This is a genomic window from Actinopolymorpha rutila, from assembly GCF_013407855.1.
Lineage (GTDB): Bacteria > Actinomycetota > Actinomycetes > Propionibacteriales > Actinopolymorphaceae > Actinopolymorpha > Actinopolymorpha rutila.
The window spans coordinates 1,578,913-1,598,200 of record NZ_JACBZH010000001.1 but is presented as its reverse complement, the minus strand read 5'-3'; the positions used below and the strand labels follow the sequence as shown (position 1 = coordinate 1,598,200).

16 protein-coding genes are annotated in these 19,288 nt (G+C 73.1%); 6 read left to right on the top strand and 10 right to left on the bottom strand.

Translation table 11 applies throughout. From position 1 onward, the window contains the following. Positions 1–47: 47 nt before the first annotated feature. Together F4554_RS07080 and F4554_RS07075 are read right to left on the bottom strand one after the other, a co-directional pair. Entirely contained in the window at positions 48–1,949 is a 1,902-nt protein-coding gene (locus F4554_RS07080; RefSeq protein WP_179786648.1) for a penicillin-binding transpeptidase domain-containing protein, read from the bottom strand. Between the two features lie 87 nt (positions 1,950–2,036). After that, positions 2,037–2,828, bottom strand: a complete 792-nt coding sequence (locus F4554_RS07075; protein ID WP_179786647.1) for a uracil-DNA glycosylase — start codon at positions 2,826–2,828, stop codon at positions 2,037–2,039. A gap of 182 nt (positions 2,829–3,010) precedes the next feature. On the opposite strand from F4554_RS07075, the gene F4554_RS07070 reads away from it, so the two are divergent. Continuing rightward, positions 3,011–3,817: a maleylpyruvate isomerase family mycothiol-dependent enzyme gene (locus F4554_RS07070; RefSeq protein WP_179786646.1), complete on the top strand. Its 807-nt coding sequence runs from the start codon at positions 3,011–3,013 to the stop codon at positions 3,815–3,817. Positions 3,818–3,833: 16 nt separating this feature from the next. Here F4554_RS07070 and F4554_RS07065 read toward each other — a convergent pair whose 3' ends face one another. Continuing rightward, positions 3,834–4,124, bottom strand: coding sequence for a hypothetical protein (locus tag F4554_RS07065; protein ID WP_179786645.1), 291 nt, complete (start codon positions 4,122–4,124; stop codon positions 3,834–3,836). A 100-nt stretch (positions 4,125–4,224) separates the two neighbouring features. Then, entirely contained in the window at positions 4,225–5,160 is a 936-nt protein-coding gene (mca, locus tag F4554_RS07060) for a mycothiol conjugate amidase Mca (RefSeq protein ID WP_425546721.1), read from the bottom strand. Between the two features lie 250 nt (positions 5,161–5,410). Between mca and greA the strand changes: the two genes are divergently transcribed. Next, complete coding sequence (gene greA, locus F4554_RS07055) at positions 5,411–5,917, top strand: transcription elongation factor GreA (protein ID WP_179786643.1); 507 nt, start codon at positions 5,411–5,413, stop codon at positions 5,915–5,917. Between the two features lie 124 nt (positions 5,918–6,041). On the opposite strand, the gene F4554_RS07050 is transcribed toward greA, so the two are convergent. From F4554_RS07050 to ilvA, 3 genes are all read right to left on the bottom strand, one after another. Further along, positions 6,042–6,503 (bottom strand): DUF2089 family protein, encoded by a 462-nt coding sequence (locus F4554_RS07050; RefSeq protein WP_179786642.1) that lies wholly within the window; start codon positions 6,501–6,503, stop codon positions 6,042–6,044. Further along, positions 6,500–7,714 carry a hypothetical protein gene (locus tag F4554_RS07045; RefSeq protein ID WP_179786641.1) on the bottom strand — a complete coding sequence of 405 codons (1,215 nt, stop codon included), beginning with the start codon at positions 7,712–7,714 and terminating at the stop codon, positions 6,500–6,502. Before F4554_RS07045 ends, F4554_RS07050 begins: the two co-directional genes overlap by 4 nt. A gap of 64 nt (positions 7,715–7,778) precedes the next feature. After that, positions 7,779–9,065 (bottom strand): threonine ammonia-lyase, encoded by a 1,287-nt coding sequence (gene ilvA / locus F4554_RS07040; protein ID WP_179786640.1) that lies wholly within the window; start codon positions 9,063–9,065, stop codon positions 7,779–7,781. 73 nt (positions 9,066–9,138) lie between these two features. Between ilvA and F4554_RS07035 the strand changes: the two genes are divergently transcribed. From F4554_RS07035 to F4554_RS07025, 3 genes are all read left to right on the top strand, one after another. Beyond that, positions 9,139–10,662 (top strand): cytochrome P450, encoded by a 1,524-nt coding sequence (locus F4554_RS07035; RefSeq protein WP_179786639.1) that lies wholly within the window; start codon positions 9,139–9,141, stop codon positions 10,660–10,662. A 37-nt stretch (positions 10,663–10,699) separates the two neighbouring features. Then, entirely contained in the window at positions 10,700–11,182 is a 483-nt protein-coding gene (locus F4554_RS07030; RefSeq protein WP_179786638.1) for a MarR family transcriptional regulator, read from the top strand. A 130-nt stretch (positions 11,183–11,312) separates the two neighbouring features. Beyond that, positions 11,313–12,923: an MDR family MFS transporter gene (locus tag F4554_RS07025; RefSeq protein WP_179786637.1), complete on the top strand. Its 1,611-nt coding sequence runs from the start codon at positions 11,313–11,315 to the stop codon at positions 12,921–12,923. A gap of 91 nt (positions 12,924–13,014) precedes the next feature. Here the strand turns inward: F4554_RS07025 and F4554_RS07020 are convergent, their stop codons facing one another. Both F4554_RS07020 and F4554_RS07015 read right to left on the bottom strand, forming a co-directional pair. Next, positions 13,015–14,523 carry an AI-2E family transporter gene (locus tag F4554_RS07020; RefSeq protein WP_337795908.1) on the bottom strand — a complete coding sequence of 503 codons (1,509 nt, stop codon included), beginning with the start codon at positions 14,521–14,523 and terminating at the stop codon, positions 13,015–13,017. A gap of 80 nt (positions 14,524–14,603) precedes the next feature. Continuing rightward, a complete protein-coding gene (locus F4554_RS07015) occupies positions 14,604–15,587 on the bottom strand; it encodes an ROK family protein (protein ID WP_179786636.1) in 984 nt (327 codons plus the stop codon). A 157-nt stretch (positions 15,588–15,744) separates the two neighbouring features. Here F4554_RS07015 and F4554_RS07010 point away from each other — a divergent pair, with 157 nt between their 5' ends. After that, complete coding sequence (locus tag F4554_RS07010; RefSeq protein WP_179786635.1) at positions 15,745–16,869, top strand: hypothetical protein; 1,125 nt, start codon at positions 15,745–15,747, stop codon at positions 16,867–16,869. Positions 16,870–16,875: 6 nt separating this feature from the next. On the opposite strand, the gene F4554_RS07005 is transcribed toward F4554_RS07010, so the two are convergent. Next, the gene (locus tag F4554_RS07005; RefSeq protein ID WP_179786634.1) at positions 16,876–19,164 is read right to left on the bottom strand and encodes a hypothetical protein; all 2,289 of its coding nucleotides are present in this window, start codon (positions 19,162–19,164) and stop codon (positions 16,876–16,878) included. Positions 19,165–19,288 lie beyond the last annotated feature (124 nt).

Below are 19,288 nucleotides of genomic sequence, written 5' to 3'. Positions count from 1 at the left end.
GCGAACCGGCCATGATCGGCAGGACAGGCCCTGGGAGGTGACCGCGACTACTCCACGAAGTTGATGCCGCGCAGGAACGTACGCGCCACCGGCCCCGCGTCCTTACCGCCGGCTCCGCCGTCCTCGACCAGCACCGCGAACGCGATGTCGCCGCGGTACCCGATCATCCAGGCGTGGGTGCGCGGCGGATCGTCGCTGCCGTACTCCGCCGTACCGGTCTTGGCGTAGACGTCCGGGCCGGGCAGGTCCAACTGCTTGGCGGAGCCGGTGGCCACCACCGCGCGCATCAGCCCTCGCATCTCCTCGACCACCCCGGCCGGCAGCTTGTCGCCCGCGGGACCGCCCGGCGCCACGTCGGGCAGAAGCACCGGCTTGTACGGCCGTCCGGCGTCCACCGTCGCGGCGACCAGCGCCATACCCAGCGGGCTCATCAGCACCCGCCCCTGGCCGATCATGGCGGCGGCGCGGTCGACCAGGTCGGTGGGCTTGGGCACCGAACCCGAGTAGGCCGGCAGCCCGAGCTTCCACTTCGTGCCGATGCCGAACCGCTCGGCCATCCCCACCAGGTCGGCGTCGTCCAGGTCGCGGGCTCGGTCGACGACCGTGGTGTTGCACGAGTGCGCGAACGCGTCGGTCATCGGGCCGTCGGGCAGCGCGAAGTCGTAGGCGTTCTTGAACCGCTTGCCGCCCACGGACGTGCTGGCCGGACAGGTCACCGTGTCGCCGGGACGCAGCCCGCCCTCCAGCAGCGCGGACACCGACACCACCTTGAACGTCGAGCCAGGTGGGTAGCGGCCGACGAAGGCACGGTTGTACGACGTCACGCCGGGGCCGTTCGCCGCCGCGAGCACCTCACCGGTGCCGGCCCGGACGGCCACCAGCGCGGTCGGCTTGGCCTGGCCGGCGACCGCGTCCTCGGCGGCGTTCTGCACGTCCTGGTCGAGTGTCGTACGCAGCGAGCTCCCTGGTTTCGCCTTTCGCGAGAACACGGTGGCCACCCGCTGCCTGTCGGAGGTGCGCACCACGTCGATCCGGCCGCCGGGGGTGCCGGCCAACCGGGTCTGGTAGGCCGCCTGCAGCCCGCCCGCGCCCACCGGGTCGCTGTCCGTCGCGAGCGGGCCCGCGCCCTTCAGCGAGTCAGCGGTCGCCGGCGCGACGACGCCGAGCACACCGCGGGCGAACGACGACGACGGCCCGAGCGACATGGTGTCCTCGCGGGTCACCACCCCGGGGATGTCGTCCAGCCGGGCCCGCGCCTTCTGGTAGGCGGGCTCGCGCAGGGTCAGCACGTCCACGAAGTACGCCGGGTCGGCAGCCTCGGCCCGCCTGCGCAGGGCGTTGGGGTCGACGCCGAGCACCTGCTGCAGCTTGGCGTAGGTGACGTCCGGCTTCACCCGCCGCGGCTCCACCCCCACCCGGACCACCGGGGTCTGCTTGGTCAGCGGCTTCCCCGCCCGGTCCAGGATGGACGCCCGGGTCGGTAGCTCCCGCTCACGGTGCAGCTCCGTGCCCGCCGCGAGCTTCGGGTGGAACGTCTGCGGCGTCCACCACACCTTCCACCTGCCCTGGCCGTCCTCGCGCACCTCCGCGGTGGTGGAGTAGCGCCACGCGCCCAGGCCGGCCAGGTCGTGGGTGACGGTCAGCGGCTGGCGGCAGACCCTCCCGTCGGCCTTCAGCTTCGCGGCCTGGTCGCTGTCGAGGCAGGTCAGCTCACCGGCCGGGCGTACGGTCGTCGTGCGCGCGCGGACCGCCCGGGTGTCGGCCGCCACGTCACGGCTCGCGGCCTTCGCCGTGCGCGGGTCGACCGTGGTGCCGAGCTTGCCGGACGACCACGCCGCGGCGAACGCCCGCGCCGCCTGGGACGCCTGCTCCGGCGGGCCCGACGAGCAGGCCGCCGCGCCCGCCAGTGTGCCGAGCGCGGCAACCGCCGCGGCCAGGCGTGTACGCATGAGATCCCCCGGTGCGATGCGTCGGTGCTGGTCAGTCGGTGCTGGTCAGTCGGTGCTGGTCAGTCGGTGCTGGTCAGTCGGTGCAGGTCAGTCGAGTGTCCAGTCGACCGGCTCCCCGCCATGCTCGGTCAGCAGGGCGTTGGCCCGGCTGAACGGCCGGGAACCGAAGAATCCGCGGTCGGCCGACATCGGGCTCGGGTGCGCGGACTCGATCCTGGGCACCTCACCCAGCAACGGCCGCAGGCTCTGCGCGTCACGTCCCCACAGAATCGCCACCAACGGGGTCTCCCGGGCCACCAGCGCCCGGATGGCCTGGTCGGTGACGGCCTCCCACCCCTTGCCGCGGTGGGCGGCCGGACGGCCCGGCTCGACGGTGAGCGAACGGTTGAGCAGCAGGATCCCGCGCCGCGACCAGGGCGACAGGTCGCCGTTGGACGGCAACGGAAGGCTGAGGTCGGCCGCGTACTCGCGGTAGATGTTGGTCAGGCTGCGCGGGATCGGCCGCACGGTGGGCGCCACGGAGAAGCTCAGCCCGACGGCGTGCCCGGGCGTGGGATAGGGGTCCTGGCCGACGATGAGGACCCGCACGTCGGCGAACGGCTGCTGGAACGCACGCAGGACGTCGGGACCGGACGGGAGGTAACGCCGCCCGGCGGCGAGCTCGGCGCGCAGGAAGTCGCCCATGGCCGCGATCTGGCCGGCGACCGGCGCCAGGGCGTCCTCCCAGCCGGCGGCTACCAGCTCGGCCAGCGAGCCGCGGCCGTCGGTGGATCGCCGCTCGGTCCCGGGCGTGATGCCGGTGCCCTCGGTGACGCCCGTGTCTTCGGTGGTGGTGTCTTCGGCGACACCACCCAGCTCCGCCTGGGCCGCTTCGCTCATGCCTACCTCCTGGGCTGTCGCTGGACCCGGCCTGCCTCAGGGCATGTCTCGAAGTGGAACGCTTCGAAACTCGCCCTGCCCCTGCTGCGCCGACCGAGCCTATGGGACCGCACCGACAACGCCGGATCCACCCGCCGCGCCGGTGAGCGAGGCCCCGCATCCCGCCCGGCTACGTTGTCGTCATGACGAGGATCGCCGACTCCGTACCAGCACACGGCGCGCTGGACCCGCCGAGCTACGCCGCCTTCATCCGGGCCGAGGGCGCCCGCCTGCTGGCGGCGTACGAGACCGGTCCGGACTCCGCCCGCGTGCCGGCCTGCCCGGAGTGGACGCTTGCCGACCTGGTGGCACACACCGGCCGGGTGCACCGATGGGCGGCGGAGATCGTGCGGACCGGGGACTTTCCCGGCGGCGGGTCGAGCACCGTGCCCGGCCCGGGCGACTCCGAGCTGGGACCGTGGTACGCCGAGTCGGTCGGCCTGTTGCTCGACCAGCTGGCCGTGACCGACCCGGCCCAGCCGACCTGGGCGTTCGGGGACGGCGGCACCGCGGAGTTCTGGTCTCGACGCCAGGCGCACGAGGTGTGCGTCCACCGGGTCGACGCCGAACTCGCGATCGGCGGTACGCCGGTCGTCGACCCCGACCTGGCCGCCGACGGCGTGGGCGAGGTGGTGGAGGTGATGATGCCGAGGTCGCAGCGTTTCGGGCCACATCGGCCGATCGCACCGGTGCTGCTGAGGTGCACCGACCAGTCCAGCCGCTGGCTGGTGAGCCCTCCGGCCGAGCCGGACGGCGTGCCGGCCGGAATCGGCCCCACGCTCACCGACACCGAGGCGGCTTCGGCGGCCGCGACCATCGCGGGAACGGCCGGCGACCTGCTGCTCGCGCTGTGGCGACGGCTGCCGGCCGGCGAACTCGACCGGCGGTTCGCCGTCGACGGTGACCAGGCGGCAGCCCGGGCCGTGCTCGACGTCCGAGTGGTCCCCTGAGCCGCTGACCAGCAGGTCAGCGGCGGCGATCCTCCGCGTCGGGCTGGTCGAGGCCGGGGCCGCCTTCGTCCGCGGTGTCGGCCGGACCGTCGATCGGTCCCGGCCGGTCTTCGCCGGCGGGCGGTTGCCCGGGCCCTGGGCGGCGGCGCGGGTTGGGCTCCTCGAACCGCACCTTGCGCAACTGTTTGTTCATGTTGCGCCACAGCAGCACCGTCGCCACACCGATCGCCGCGATCACCACGAAGCCGAGCAGACCGGGGCCCACCCACGCCGAGTCGTCCTGCGGCGCGGCCGCCTCGACGATCATGTAAAGCACTGGACGTACCTTCTCCCACCTGGGTGTTCGTGGTCCGCGACGGGCACGGGCCCGTCAACCGATTGTCGCAGCCGCGGACGGGGACACGACCTCAGGAGGCCTCCGGGGCGAGCCGCCCGGCGCCGTGCGGGGCGGGCGTGTCCTCGCCGAGATCCCGCAGCCCCGCGAACAGGTCGTCCTCGGGAACGGGCGCCTCCACCAGGCTGCGGGCCAGCTCGTAGTCCTCGGTCGGCCACGCGGCGACGTGCACCTCCAGCGGGCAGGCGAACCACGGCCCCTCGGGGTCGATCTGGGTGGCGTGCGCGAGCAGTGCCTTGTCGCGGACCGGGAAGTAGTCGGCGCACGGCACCCGCGTGGTCACCCTGGCGGCGTGCGCGGGGTCGGGCTTCCACTCCTTCAGCCGCTCGGCGTAGGGCGACTCCAGTCCCCGGCGCACCATCTCGTCGTGCAGCGCCTTGGTGCGCTCCCAGTGGAACGAGTGGTGGTAGTAGAGCTTGAGCGGGTGCCACGGCTGGCCGGCCTCTGGGTAGGCGTCGGGGTCACCGGCCGCCTCCCACGCGGCGATGGTGACGTTGTGGCACATGATGTGGTCGGGGTGCGGATATCCGCCGTTCTCGTCGTAGGTCGTCACGACGTGCGGACGGAACTCGCGCATCACTCGCACCAGTGCGCCGGCGGACTCATCGACCGGCGTGGCCGCGAACGAGCCCTCCGGCAGCGGGGCGGGGTTGTCGCCCTCGGGGAAACCGGAGTCGACGAAACCGAGCCACTCCTGCCGGATGCCCAGGATCTCCCGGGCCCGGTCCATCTCCTGCCGGCGAATCTCGGAGAGATTCGCCAGGACGTCGGGCCGGTCCATGTGCGGGTTGAGAATCGATCCGCGCTCACCGCCGGTGCAGGTCACGACCAGGACCTCGACACCTTCCGCGACATAACGGGCGGTGGTGGCGGCCCCCTTGCTCGACTCGTCGTCGGGGTGAGCGTGCACGTGCATGAGTCGCAGCGGTGCGGGTGCGGTGGAAGGCACCGTAGTTATCTCCTCTGTCCGGCGGCGCGGGTTGCAAAAAGAGCGCGCGCCCACCATGGTGGCTCAGACCACCGACATTCTGCTCACCGACCTCGACGTACCGACGTGGGATGGCCGGGAGAGCCGCGCGTTGTTAGCCTGATAGGTCAGTCCGTACAGTTCCGGACACGCACCGAGAGCGCACCCGCGCGAAACGACCGGGTCTTTTCCGAATGACCGAAGTGCCCCCGCATGACCAAGGAGCGAAGCTGTGACGCAGTCGACCGACGAGAACGTCATCTGGCTCACGCAGGACGCCTACGACCGTCTGAAGGCGGAGTTGGACCATCTCACGGGTACTGTGCGCGCGGAGCTCGCCAAGAGGATCGGTGAAGCCCGCGACGAGGGTGACCTGCGGGAGAACGGCGGCTACCACGCCGCCAAGGAGGAGCAGGGCAAGGTCGAGGCGCAGATCCGCAAGCTGCAGGACATGCTGCGCCGCGCCCGGGTGGGTGCCACCCCGCCGGACGACGGGATCGTCGAGCCGGGCATGAAGGTGACCATCCGCTTCCAGGGCGACGACGACACCGAGACGTTCGTGCTCGGCTCGCGCGAGCTGCTGTCGCTGGACTCCTCGGTCGACCTGGAGGTCTACTCCCCCGAATCGCCGCTCGGCCGCGCCATCAGCGGCAAGCGCAAGGGCGACCAGGCGACCTACTCCGCGCCCAACGGCCGCAACGTCACGGTGGAGATCGTCGACGCAGTGCCGTTCGGCTGAGCACCAGCCGGTAGGCCGGGCCACCGCCCGGACAGCGAGAACCCACGATGCGCGGTCGCCGCGCATCGTGGGTTTCTTCGTACGCACGCCGGGGGTTGTCGCCTGTCGTCGTCCGGGGCAGGTCCTAGCCGACCTGACGGAGCCGGTCGGCGGCGGCGTCCACGTCGATCTCGCCCCTGGCGAGCATCGCCAGGACGTCCTCGCGGCTCTGCTCCGGCTCGTTCGGACCAGCCGGACCAGCCGGACCAGCCGGAGCCACGGGTGACCCGGCGCCTTCCAGACCGAGCTTCGCCAGCAGATCGGCATAGCGCTGCCGGGCCGTCGGATAGCTCACTCCGAGGTGCCGCTCGACCTCCCGCATGTTGCCGCGGGAGACCAGGAAGACGCGGAGCAGGTCGCGTTCGGTGTCGGTCAGGCCGCAGAACCCGCACGACTCGAACACTCCGGACAGTTCGCTCGCGCACGCGTCGCAGCTCAGCCGGGTCACCTGCAGACCGGCACCGCAGACCGGACAGTCGCGCGGCGGCCGGTGCGCGTGGACGGGCGGATGTCCCGTGAATCCACCCGTGCCGTACGCCACGCTCACGGGGCCTGCTTGACGGTCGCCATCCCCATCACGACCTCCAGGTCGAGCTGGCCGTCGCCGGTACCGATCACGTGCTCGTCCCGGTCGGCGCTCGGCGGCTCCCACTGCACCCGGCCGAGCTGGACGTCGGGGCGTACCCGCACGCTCGAACCCGGCAGCAGCCGCAGCTGGAGAGAGCCGGACTCCGCCCGCAACCTGGACTTGCCCCGATGGATGCGTCCCTCCACCTGCGCCGAACCCGCCTGCACGAGCACGTCGATCGGGCCCTCCACGTCACGGACGCGTGCGGAGCCGCCGGTGACCCGCACCTGCTCCAGGCTCGGGATGCGTTCGGCGTTGACGCTGCCCGCGGTGACCTCGATCTCCACCGCCAGGCTGGGATTGACGCGGACGGACAGCTCGCGTCCGAGGTCGAACACCCGCTCCTGCACGTCGCGCAGCGACCTGGTGCGCATCAGGGTGAAGCCGTCCAGGGACGCCCCGAACTCCCCCTCGCTGGTGACGACCAGCGTGTCGCCCTCCTGTCGTACGACGTGCGGACCGTCGACCGCGACCGTGGAGACGAACGGCTCGCCGATGATCCGAACCCGCCGCCCGACCGCGCGCACCCGCACCCGGTTGGTCGGCTCGGTCGCGGAGGTCGTGGGCAGGGTCCGCTGCTCCGACGTGCCGGCGCCGGGCGCACCCGACGACTTCGCCCCGGCCGAGGTCGCCCCGCTTCCGGACTGGTTTCCGGACGGAGCCGACCCGGCGTCGGCAGCCCTGCGGGCTTCGTCCAGACGGGCGGCCGCCTCCTCCGGGCCGAGCCGCCCGGCAGCGACGTCGGCCAGGATCCGGCGTACGGGATCGTCGCCTTCCGGCGGTGTGGGGGGCGTCGGGGGTGTGGGCGGGACGGGCGGCTCGGCGGTGGGGTGGTCGCCGTTGCCGTGCGGACCGGCCGCGTGCTCGGCTCCCCGGATCGCCTCGTTGGCGGCGGACTGAGCCTGCTCCGCGCGCTCGGCCGCCTCCTGCTGGCGGCGCTCGGCCTCGGCGCGCACCTGCTCGGCGGCCGGGTCCGGCGTGGCCGCGGGACCCTCGTGACCGGCGTGACCTTCGTGGCCGGCATGGGACTCGTGCCCCTGCGAGGTGGAGGCCGGCTCGTCGCGGTGGGTCGGCACGGCGTCGGTGGCCTCGGCCCAGGGGTCCGATTCGGAAGATGTGTTCTCAGGCATGGGTCGATTCCACTCCGCCGTTCATGGAGTGTCAAGGTCGCCTTTATAGATCCTGAAAAGTGACCTACGAAAAGTTGACCGTGTAGCCGGCCAATCGCAGTCGGTGCAGGATCTCCTCCCGGTGATGCTTCCCCCGCGTCTCCAGTTGCAGGGCAACGTCGACGTCGCCGAGGTGCAGGCCGGCGCCGGTGCGCTGATGTACGACGTCCAGCACGTTCGCGTCCACCTCGGCGAGCTGGCGCAGGAGCGCGGCCAGCCCACCAGGCTGGTCGGGCACGCACACCCGCAGGGACAGGTACCTCCCGGCGGCGATCATCCCGTGGCGGAGCACCCGCATCAGCAGCAGCGGGTCGATGTTCCCCCCGGACAGCACCGCGACCACCGGCGGCTCGAACGCGCCCGGGGCATCCAGCGCGGCCGCGACGGCCGCCGCCCCCGCGGGCTCGACCAGCAGTTTGCCGCGTTCGAGGAGCAGCAGCAGCGACCGCGACAGCGACTCCTCCGAGACGGTGATCACGCCGGCGACCCAGCGCCGTACGACCTCGAACGGCACCCCGCCCGGGCAGCCGACCGCGATCCCGTCCGCCATGGTCTGCATCCGCTCCACCGGGACCGGGTGCCCGGCGGCGAGTGACGGCGGGTAGGCAGCCGCGCCGGCCGCCTGCACCCCCACGACCCGCGCCTTCGAGCCGCGCCCGGCCAGCGCCGCCGCGATTCCGGCGACCAGTCCACCGCCACCCGTCGACACCAGGACCGTCCCGACGTCCGGGCACTGCTCCAGGATCTCCAGGCCGAGCGTGCCCTGCCCGGCCACGATGTCGGCGTGGTCGAACGGGTGGATGAAGACGGCCCCGGTCTCCTCGGAGTACTGCCGCGCGGCGACCAGCGCCTCGTCGATGGTGTGGCCGTGGAACCGCACGTCGGCGCCGTAGGAGCGGGTGGCCTCCTCCTTCGGGATGGGCGCGCCGAACGGCATGAACACCGTGGCCCGGGTGTCCAGCAGCCGGGCCGCGAGCGCGACCCCCTGAGCGTGGTTGCCCGCACTGGCCGCCACCACGCCGCGGGCGCGCTCCGCCTGGCTCAGCCGGGAGATCCGCACGTACGCGCCGCGGATCTTGAACGACCCCGCCCGCTGGAGGTTCTCGCACTTCAGGTGCACCGGGCCGCCCACCCGGTCCGCCAGCCAGCGCGACGCCTCCATCGGCGTGGTCCGGGCGATCCCGCGCAGGGTGCGTTCGGCGTCCTCGATGTCGGCGAGCAGGGCAGCCAGGTCCGGGCCGCCATTGGGGCCGCCGTTGGGGCCGCCATGGTGGCTGTCGTGGGAGCTGTTGTGGGGGCCGGCAGCGGTCATGGCCGCAGTCTGACACCCGGCCGGTCGCGCCGACTGTGCGCCCGGCGACCCGGAAAGCACGTAGAACAAGAACATGGCCACCAGCCCTCCCTCCGACCGCACCGAACCGCGCGAGGACGGACAACCCCGACGACTCCGGCCGGCCCACCTGCCGGGGAGGCCCGTCCGGGTGGCCCGGCCGCCGGGTCCGCCCGGTGCGTTGCTGTACGCCGGTCTCGCCCTGCACCGCGAGCCGCCGGCGTACTTCCTCCGCATCGCCCACAGACATCCCCGGCTGGCCCATCTGCGGCTCGGCGGCGAACACGTCTACGTCCTCAGCCATCCCGACCTGGTGCACGAACTCCTCGTCACCCGGGGTCGGGACCTTCGCAAGGGCCGGACGCTGGAGCGGATCCGGATGCTCCTGGGCGAGGGCCTGCTCACCAGCGAGGGCGAGTGGCACCGCTCCCAGCGGCGGCTGGTCCAGCCCGCGCTGCAGGGCGACCGGCTGCGGGCGTACGCGCCGGTGATGGTGCGGGCGGCGCGCGACCGTGCGGCCGGCTGGCGGGACGGTCTGCAGGTCGACCTGGCCCGGGAGATGTCCGCGCTGACGGTGGCGGTGGTGGGCGAGACGTTGTTCGGCACCGACCTGCGCGGCCGGAGCGCCGAGGTGGCCGACGCGCTGGGTGAGCTGATGGACGGGTTCTCGCGGCGGATGCTGCCGGGCGCGGACCTGCTGCTGTCGGTGCCCACCCGCGGCCGGGCCAGGCTGTTCGCCGCCGTGGACCGCCTGGACACCCTGGTGCGGACCATGATCGCCGAACGCCGCGACCGCCCGCGTGGCCCCGACCTGCTGTCCACCCTGCTCGACGCGTCCGCAGGCGCAGCCGGGACAGGCGGCGGATCCGACGCCGGGGCCGACGGCGAGACCGACGCCGACGCCGCCGTCCGGGACGAGGTGATGACACTGCTGCTGGCCGGGCACGAGACCACGGCGAGCGCGCTGTCGTGGGCGTGGTGGCTGCTGGACCGGAACCCGGAGGCGGCCGCCTGGCTGCACGCCGAGATCGACGCGGTGGTCACCGACCCGGCCCGGCTGACCTACGCCGACCTGGACCGGCTGCCGCGGACCCGGGCTGTGCTCGCGGAGGCGATGCGGCTCTATCCCCCGTCGTGGATCCTCGGCCGGCGCACGCTCGTGGACGTGGAGCTCGACGGCTGGACGCTGCCCGCGGGATCGCTGTGCGTGACCAGCCAGTACGCCCTGCATCGTGACCCGCGGTTCTGGGCGGCTCCGGACGCGTTCGCACCCGCGCGCTGGATCGGCTCCGACGGGGCGTTCGGCGAGGGCGTACCGGGCCAGCCGCGGGCGGCGTACCTGCCGTTCGGCCTGGGCGCCCGGATCTGCGTGGGGCTGGGCTTCGCCTGGACCGAGGGAGTGCTCGTCCTCGCCACGCTCGCCCGCCGGTGGGCGCCCCAGGTCCCGCCGGGGCACCGGGTCAGGCCGCAGGCGGCGGTCACCCTGCGGCCGAGCGGGGGCATGCCGGTCGTACTCCGCGAGCGCTCATCAGGCCCCGGACGGCGCCACCGTGAGCAAGGCCCGGACAGCCTTCGGTAATGGTTGCATGGCGCATGCAAACCCGTATACTTGCGGCGTGCAAGCAACTGGCAGTTCCGCCCAGACCGGCGAACCCACCACCGCCTCCACTCCGGCGCCGGAGATACTCCTGGTCGCCCTGATGCGGCTGGTGCGCCTGGTCAAGCGCGGAAATGACGCGCCGATCGAGCCCGCTCTGCATTACGTTCTTCACACCGTCGCGTGTTCGGGGCCGACCCGGCTGTCCGATCTCGCCGGTCAGGTGCAGCTCGACGTGTCGACCGTGAGCCGGCACGTCCGCGCACTGGAGACCTCCGGCTATCTCGGACGGGCCAGCGACCCCGACGACCGCCGGGCCGCACTGGTCTCGGTCACCGAGATCGGCAACCGCGTTCTTGAGGAAGCGGCCGCCCGCAGGCGCGCCCGACTCGACGCCGTGCTGTCCCAGTGGCCGGCCGACGACGTACACACCCTCGAGCGGCTGCTCGACCAACTCGCCAAGGACCTGGAGGCCGAGACGTCCACGCCGCCTGGGCCCTGACCCGGAGGACGCCGCCATGGCCCCACCAAGACTTCACCGACACAGAGCCGACTCACCGGCGCGCCACCGCGCGCCGGCCACCAGGCACTGGTTCACCAGGCAACACCAAGTCACACGGAGTGCTGTTTCGATGAGCGAACCCCAACGCGGGCCGTCGGCCGGCGCGGAAACGATCCCCGCGTCTACCGACGGCCCCTCCTACCTGTCCCACCGGCAGATCCTGATCACCCTCGGCGGCCTGATGGCCGGCATGCTGCTCGCCGCGCTCGACCAGAGCATCGTCGGCACGGCGCTGCCCCGCATCGTCAGCGACCTCGGCGGCCTGGACAAGCTGTCCTGGGTGGTCACGGCGTACCTCCTGACCTCCACCGCCTCCACCCCGCTGTGGGGAAAGATCTCCGACCTGTACGGCCGCCGGCTGATCTTCCAGGCGGCGATCGGCACCTTCCTGGTCGGCTCGGTGCTGGCCGCCCTCGCGCAGAACATGCCCGAACTGGTGGCGTTCCGGGCGATCCAGGGACTCGGCGGCGGCGGCCTGATGGCGCTGGCCTTCGCCACCATCGGCGACATCATCCCGCCGCGTGAGCGCGGTCGGTACCAGGGCTACTTCGGTGCCGTGTTCGGCATCTCCAGCGTCGCCGGCCCGCTGCTCGGCGGCTGGTTCACCGACGGTCCCGGCTGGCGGTGGATCTTCTGGATCAACCTGCCGATCGGCATCGCCGCGCTGGTCGTCACGACGTACGCCCTGCGGATGCCCACCGTCCGGCGCAACCACCAGATCGACTACCTCGGCGCGGCCACGATCGTCGCCTCGGTCTCCTCGATCCTGCTCTACCTGTCCTGGCGGGGTCAGTCGTACGGCTGGACCGAGGGCGGGGCGCTGGGCCTGCTTGGCGCCGGCATCGCCCTCGCGGTGGTGTTCGTGTTCGTCGAGTCGCGGGCCTCGGAGCCGATCCTTCCGCTGCGGTTGTTCCGCAACTCCGTGTTCTCGATCAGCAACGTCTTCGGCCTGATCGCCGGGTTCGTGATGTTCGGCGCGATCATCTACCTACCGCTCTACCTGCAGGTGGTGCACGGCCTGTCCCCGACCGCGTCCGGGCTGGCGATGCTGCCGATGGTGGCCGGTATCTTCACGTCCTCGATCGGCTCGGGCCGGCTGATCAGCAAGACCGGCCGGTACAAGATCTACCCCATCCTGGGTGCGCTGTTCATGGCGCTGGCGGTGTGGCTGCTGTCGCGGCTGAGCTCGGGGTCCTCGATGTGGACGATCGGGGTCTACCAGTACGTCCTCGGCTTCGGCCTGGGCCTCACCATGCAGACGATCATGACGGCGGTGCAGAACTCCGTGCACTTCCGCGACATGGGCACCGCCACCAGCGCGACGACCTTCTTCCGGAGCATGGGTGGCGCGCTCGGCACGGCCGTGTTCGGCGCGATCCTCACCAGCCGGCTGGGCACCCACCTGGCGGAGGTGCTGCCGCCGACGGCGGCCGCCAGGATCCCGGCCGGTGCGGTGGAGAACGTCACCGCGATCCAGAAGCTCCCGCCGGAGCTGAAGGCGCCGGTGATCGAGGCGTTCGTCCGTACGCTGCACGACGTGTTCCTCACCGGTGCGCCGTTCGCGCTGGTGGCGATGGCGGTCGCGTTCTTCCTCAAGGAGCTTCCGCTGGCCACCGGTCGCCCGCCGGCGGAGACCACGGGCGAGGTCGAGGCGGAGTTCGCTCCGAGCATCACGCACTGAGCAGCTCCTACGACGAGCAGGTAGACACACGCGAAGGAGCCCCGGCCGGCCGGCCGGGGCTCCTTCGTCGTACGCGGGGACTCGCCGCGGCTCACCTGTCGGTGCGCGGCTCCTCCGGCGGCGGTGGCTCCTCCCCCGGGGGTGCCACTTCCTCGCCGGGTGGCGGAGAGGTCGTCGCCTTCGGCCTCGGCGGCACCTGCCCGGGCGGCGGCGCCTCCGAGGCCGACGGCACGTCCCGCGAGCTCGGTTCGCCCGCGGGCGGTGGTTCGGCCGGAGGTGCGGCCGACTCGGTGGACGCGTCGGAGGGCGGTCTCGGCCGCCGGGACCGCGTGTCGGCAGCGACACTGCGTACGACGCCGTTCGTCACCGCGGTCAGCGGCACCGCGAACAACGCGCCCACGATGCCGAACAGGTAGCCGCCGGCCGCGATCGCCAGCAGGACGGCCAGCGGGTGCAGCCGGACGAACCGCCCCATCAGGAACGGCTGCAGCAGGTGCGCCTCCATCTGCTGGACGGCGAGCACCCCCAGCAGCATCAGCGCGGCCACGACAGGCCCCTGCGCCACCAGCGCCACCAGGACCGCCACGGAGCCGGAGACGAATGCACCGACCAGCGGCACGAACGAGGCGAGGAACACCAGCACACCGATGGGCAGCGCGAACGGGACCCGGAGGACCACCGCGACGATGGTGATGCCCACCGCGTCCACCAGCGCGACCAGGACGGTCGCCCGGACGAAGGCGGTCAGGGACACCCAGCCCTGCCGGGCGGCGTTGTCGACGCGTTCCCACCCCGAGCGTGGCAGCAGGCGGACCAGCCAGGCCCAGATGCGTTCGCCCTCGTAGAGGAGGAAGTACGTCGTGAACAACGCGATGAACAGGCCCGCGACCACGTGGCCGACGGTCGTACCCACCTGGAGCGCGCCGGCGGTGACCTGCTTGGTGGACAGAGCCTGCCCGAGGTTCTTGAACGTCCGGGTGATCTCCGACTGCGACAGGTGGAGCGGCCCGTGGACGAGCCAGGACTGGATCTCGGCGAAGCCGCTGACCACCTGCTTGACCAGGCCCTGGTAACCGACCGCGATCTGCTGGCCCACCAGAGTGAGCAGCCCGAAGACGACGAGGAAGAGCCCAAGGAGGGTGAGGAAGGCCGCCAGGCCGCGCGGGACCACCTTGCTGATCGCCCCGGTCGCGGGCACCAGCAGCGCCGTCACCAGAATCGCGATGAAGACGGGCACCACGACGACGCTGAGCTGGATCAGGACGTAACCGATGGCGAGCCCGCCCGCCACGAGGAGCAGCAGTCGCCACGTCCACTCGCTGGCCACCCGCAGGCCGTGCGGAACGACCTCCGCGCGGTCCGCGGAGTGCTCGCTCTGGGACGCCCGCGTGGAGTCGGTCTCCGAGTCCACCTGGCCCGCCTGACCGGCCTGGCCGGCCTGGCCCGCCTGGTCGGCGTGGTCGCGGGCCCCGGAGCGCCCCGGCCGCAGGCGGCGGACCGCGCTCAGCAACCGACCGCGCGACGTGCCGCCGGGCGCGGCCGCCCCGGTCGTGCCCGCGGCACCGTCGCCGGACTCCGTGCCCCTACCCTCGTTGATCACCACGGGTTCCTACCCGACAGACGAAGGCGACAACATGCCCGTTTCGGGTCCGCCATCGCAGTGTGCATCCCCCCACCATCTCAGTCGGCGGACCAGTAGCTGTCACCGCGCAGGATGAAGCCCGCCGCGCCGACGATGCCGGCGTCCTGGTCGAGGATGGGCCGCTCCACCTTCACGTGCCGGGCGAACTCGATCCGGGCGTACTCCCGCAGCGTGCGTTCCAGCGGCTCGAACAGCAGCGGCCCGACCTGGGAGACCCCGCCGCCGAGCACGACGCGTTCGACGTCGCACAGCGCGACGGCGGACGCGATGCCCAGACCGAGTGCCCAGCCGGCCCGCTCGAACGCGGCCCGGGCCACCTTGTGGCCGGCCCGCGCGTCGTCGGCGAGGTCCCGGGCGTTCGCCGTCGGGTCGTTCGGCCGCCAGCCCTGCTCACGGGCCCAGACCGCGAGGCCCGGTCCGCGCGCGAACGCCTCCACGCAGCCGCGGGACCCGCAGCCGCACGGCGGGCCGTCCGGGTCGACGACCATGTGGCCCACGTGCCCGGCGTTGCCGCTGCCGCCGTCGACCAGTCGCCCGCCGAGGATCAGGCCGCCGCCGACCCCGGTGGACACGACCATGCCGAGCATGTTGGCCACGCCCCGCCCCGCGCCCTTCCAGTGCTCGGCCACCACGACCGCCACGGCGTCGTTGTGCACCCGGACCGGTCGGCCGGGGTACGCCGCGGCCAGCCGGGCGCGCAGCGGGAAGTCCCGCCACGGCAGCAGGTTGACCGGGGAGACCGCGCCCTCCGGCCAGCGCATCGGCCCGCCGCAGCCCACACCGACTCCCTGGATCGCCGGCCGGCCGGCGGCGTCCAGGACCGACTCGCACAGTGCGTGCAGCCGTGCCCAGATGGCGTCCGCGTCGTCGTCGTGGGTTGCCAGCGTGGGCGCGCGATCACTCACGAGCACCCGGCCATCGGCGTCGACCACCCCGGCGGCGATCTTGGTCCCGCCGATGTCGACGGCGAGAACGGGTTCGGTACGTGCGTTAGCCGGGCGGCCGGCTTCCAGGTCGGTCATGCACGCATCTTGCCCGGTCCCTTGCCAACGCCGGACATGAGGACGAAGCTTCGGCCCAGCGGCCTCCTTGACCCGTCAGGCCGAACGACCGGCGCCGGCATCGACGGTGCCCGGGTTCCGGGCCGACGCGGGTCGGCGCGACGAGGAGGCTTCGCGCATGCAGTGGTACGACGGCCCCGCCAGGCCCGACCGTTTGCCACCGCCGGTCAGCGACCCTCCTCCGCCGGCCGAGGAATCCCGTTCCGACCGGGGCAGGTCGTACGGCGACGGCTCCCCCGGCGCCCGCTCCCGCGATCCGGACCCCCGGGGCGGACCGGCGTACGACAGCGATCCGTACGCACGGCGTCCGGCGCCCGGCGACGGGATGGACGCGGACGTGGCCGAGGTCGGCTCACCCCGCCGCCGGCTCCCGCGCTGGGTGCGGTTCGCCCTGGCCGTGGCGACCGCCCTGGTAGTCGGCTGGCTGGCGCTGACCCGGCTCACCGCGCCCGATGCGGACGTCCGGGTGAGCCGGCCGCGGTTCGTCGACAACTTCACCACCCGGGTCGACGTCACGGTCCGGAGCCGGGTCGGCGACCCGCAGGTCGTCCTGGCGCCGCGGCCGTCGGCGTTGCCGGGCCTGGAGTTCGCCGGGGTGAACGGCGCGGCCGACCCGACGGTCCAGGGCAGGGTGGAGTGGCGGTCGATCCGGTTGCCGGGACACGGACAACGCGGGTTCTCGCTGTACTGGAAGGTGCGGGACTGCGCAGACGCCCTGGCCGCCGGTGAGCGTGAGGTCGCCGTCCCGCTGAGAGTGGTCGGCGCCGGCGGCGCGGGCAGCACGCTCCGGATGTCCCTCGGCGTGCAGAGTGGCCTGCTGCCCTCGGTCTGTACGACCGACCAGGGCACCGGGCGTCCCCGCCTGGTCGACACCGGGCCTGTCAGGGGTGCCGGCCCGAGTTCGTTGCTGGTGTTCGTCACGGTGCAGAACGTCGGCGGCCGGCCGCTGACCTACCGAGACACCGTGGTCACCGCCGCCCCCTCGGTGCGAGTCGTCTCTCCCAGCGGAGACTCCGCCGGCCCGGACCCCGTGCGGCAGGGGCAACCGAGACTGGTGCCGGTGGGCGAGGAGCGGACCATCCCGCTGGACTTCCGGGCGAACGACTGCCGGGTCCCGCTGGACAGCGCGGCCATGGTGACGATGCGGTTCACCGGCGGTGAGGCGTCGGCGCGGCCGGTCGAGCTGACGGTCCGGCTGGCCGACAGCTGGGAGAACTTCCTCGGCGTCTGCGCCGAGTCCTGAGGACGTTCAGCGTCCGAGCTCGGCTCCCTGGACATGCCGCGGCGCCTCGGCGCCTGCTGACTCCGCATCCCCTGACCCGGCCTCAGCCGGCTCGGTCTCCGCTGGCTCGGCCTCAGCCGGCTCTGGGTCGTCGGCCGGCAGGTCGACGACGTCGACCACCGGCGAGGTCGCCCAGTTCGTCCGCCGGCGGGCGGCGGCGACCGTGAGGTCGGCCAGCCGGGTGGCCAGTCCGGCGTTGTGCACCTCGTCGACCGGCTGGGCGTACCGGCCGGCCTCCCCCGGCTCCGTCCCGGTGGTCGAACCCGACCGCGACGTCACCGACGCCCGGGTCGCCGCCAGCAGGTCACCGGCCGCCAGGAGCGCGTCGGGCGTGGTGGTCGCCCCGCGCCGGTCGAGCGCGCGGCCGAACAGCACCGCGAAGTCGCCGGCCGCGAACTCGCGCGTGCGCACGACCCGCCACCAGGCCGCCAGGGACGGGCTGGCGTGGACCAGCCGGCGGTAGCCGTCCGGGCCGCCGAACGCGACGAGTTGCACCTGCGCGCCGTGCGCGCTGATCAGCCGGTGCAGCTCCTGCGCCAGCGGCTGACCGATCCGCTCGTAGCTCACCAGCCGGTCGAGCCCGTCGATGGCGATCAGGCGTTCGCCGTCGCAGCCCTCCACCCGGTCCCGGAGCTGGGCGACCGCGCTGTCGGCGTCCAGCAGGGCGAACTGCTCGTGGTGGAGCCACACCGCGGTCCCGTCGAAGCCGCGCAGGGTCATCAGCCGGGCGAGTACGTCGACCGCGAGGTCGGTGCCCACGTCCGGCGGCCCGGTCACCAGCAGCCGGAGGTCCTGCGCGGGCATGTCCACGAGTTCGCGGAGCACGGCGACCAAGGCGGGCTGCCCCACGATCCGGTCGATCATCGCGGTCGCCTGCGCCAGCGCCGAGCCCCGGGCGCACGCCGGTCCGTCCGCGGGTGCGAGGAGCGATCCGGCGGACCGGTCCCCCGCATCAGCCGACGCAACGTCCGGCGCCTCGCCCGGCCCCGACTCACCCGGCCCCGATTCCTCGCCGCCGGTCCCCTCAGCCGGATCGGGCCCTCCGGCCGTGGTCCCGCGTACCTGGCCGTTGCTGCGCCCGACCGGCGGGAAAACGTCTTCCGTGGCCAGCCAGGTGGGTGCGGCCACCACGCCGGTGAGGGGATGGCGTACCCGCCGGACCCGGAACAGCCGGCGTACGTCGTCCTGGAACTCCCCCACCGGAACCACGCACGGCTCCGGAGTCACCGCGTCGCCGGGTAGGCCCTGGACCACACCGGTGAGCCGGACCGCGAGGTCGAGCCAGGTCCGCGCCGCGTCGAACTCCCCGGCCACCAGCGCCCGAGCCAGCCAGGACCGCACCTGACCACGCCAGTCCGTGGCGTCCCACGTGCGCACGTCGTCGGGAAGCCGCGCACCCACCTGTGCGTACAGATCACCGCGTACGCCGACGGCCAGCTCGGGCGGCACGGTGGTGAGCCCGGCCTGCACCAGCAGGCGGGAGGACGCGGTGCACAGGTCGTCCCCACCCGGCACCGCGGCGGCGAGCAGCTCGTGCGCCGCGCACCAGCCGTCGACGATCCAGCTCAGGTAGCCGACATTGCCGGTGAGCTCGGGCAGCTCGGCCACGAGGTCGTCCTCGGCCGCATCAGCCCAGTGTTCCCGCAGCCGAGCCACTCCCGACGGCACACTCGGCGCGGAGAGGGTCGCCTCCACCAGGTCATGGTCGGCCGCGGCGTGGTCGTACAGCTTCAGCAAGGCCTGCCGCCGGGTCTCCAGGGACTCGATCCCCGCCAGCGCCCGCAGGATCTCCACGGTCAGCTCCCACGCCAGCCGGCGAAGGCCGCGGTCGTCGCCGGCCGCCCGGAACAGCTCACCGCCCGGTGGACGCCACGGTGCCGCGGGGGCCACCCACCCGGCGTAGGGGTCACCCGGCCCGCCGCGACCACCCGCCGCGTCGGCGTGGTGCGACCTCACCAGGTCGTGCTCCAGCCGCAGCAAAGACCCGGAGCGGACCGCGACGTCACCGCACAGGAAGGCGGTGATGCCGAGCACGTCGGCGACGAGGGCCGGCACCGGCGTACGGAGGTCCGGGTGCTCGTCGACGACCAGCAGCGCCGCACGCGGGTCCTCGGCCAGCGCGTCCACGCGTTCGGTCAACGCGGCGACCAGGCCGTCGGGGACCTGCCACCTGCCCCACGAGTACAGGTCGAGCACCGACTCCTCGCGAAACATCGCATCGAGGGCGCCGTGTGCCCGGGACTCGTTCGTCTGCACTGAGGATCCTCCGGCTTCCGGGCGCTCCACGCGGCCGGGCGTCGGGCGACCCTCGGCCGGGAACCGGGACCAGGACCGCGGAAAGGAACAAGATCTCGCGCAGCCTAGCGGAGTCGATCAAGAA

Bases quoted from the DNA above. Each gene is read 5' to 3' on its own strand.
- F4554_RS07080 (WP_179786648.1), bottom strand. From the start codon at position 1,949: ATGCGTACACGCCTGGCCGCGGCGGTTGCCGCGCTCGGCACACTGGCG.
- F4554_RS07075 (WP_179786647.1), bottom strand. From the start codon at position 2,828: ATGAGCGAAGCGGCCCAGGCGGAGCTGGGTGGTGTCGCCGAAGACACC.
- F4554_RS07070 (WP_179786646.1), top strand. From the start codon at position 3,011: ATGACGAGGATCGCCGACTCCGTACCAGCACACGGCGCGCTGGACCCG.
- F4554_RS07065 (WP_179786645.1), bottom strand. From the start codon at position 4,124: ATGATCGTCGAGGCGGCCGCGCCGCAGGACGACTCGGCGTGGGTGGGC.
- F4554_RS07045 (WP_179786641.1), bottom strand. From the start codon at position 7,714: ATGCCTGAGAACACATCTTCCGAATCGGACCCCTGGGCCGAGGCCACC.
- ilvA (WP_179786640.1), bottom strand. From the start codon at position 9,065: ATGACCGCTGCCGGCCCCCACAACAGCTCCCACGACAGCCACCATGGC.
- F4554_RS07035 (WP_179786639.1), top strand. From the start codon at position 9,139: ATGGCCACCAGCCCTCCCTCCGACCGCACCGAACCGCGCGAGGACGGA.
- F4554_RS07025 (WP_179786637.1), top strand. From the start codon at position 11,313: ATGAGCGAACCCCAACGCGGGCCGTCGGCCGGCGCGGAAACGATCCCC.
- F4554_RS07015 (WP_179786636.1), bottom strand. From the start codon at position 15,587: ATGACCGACCTGGAAGCCGGCCGCCCGGCTAACGCACGTACCGAACCC.
- F4554_RS07010 (WP_179786635.1), top strand. From the start codon at position 15,745: ATGCAGTGGTACGACGGCCCCGCCAGGCCCGACCGTTTGCCACCGCCG.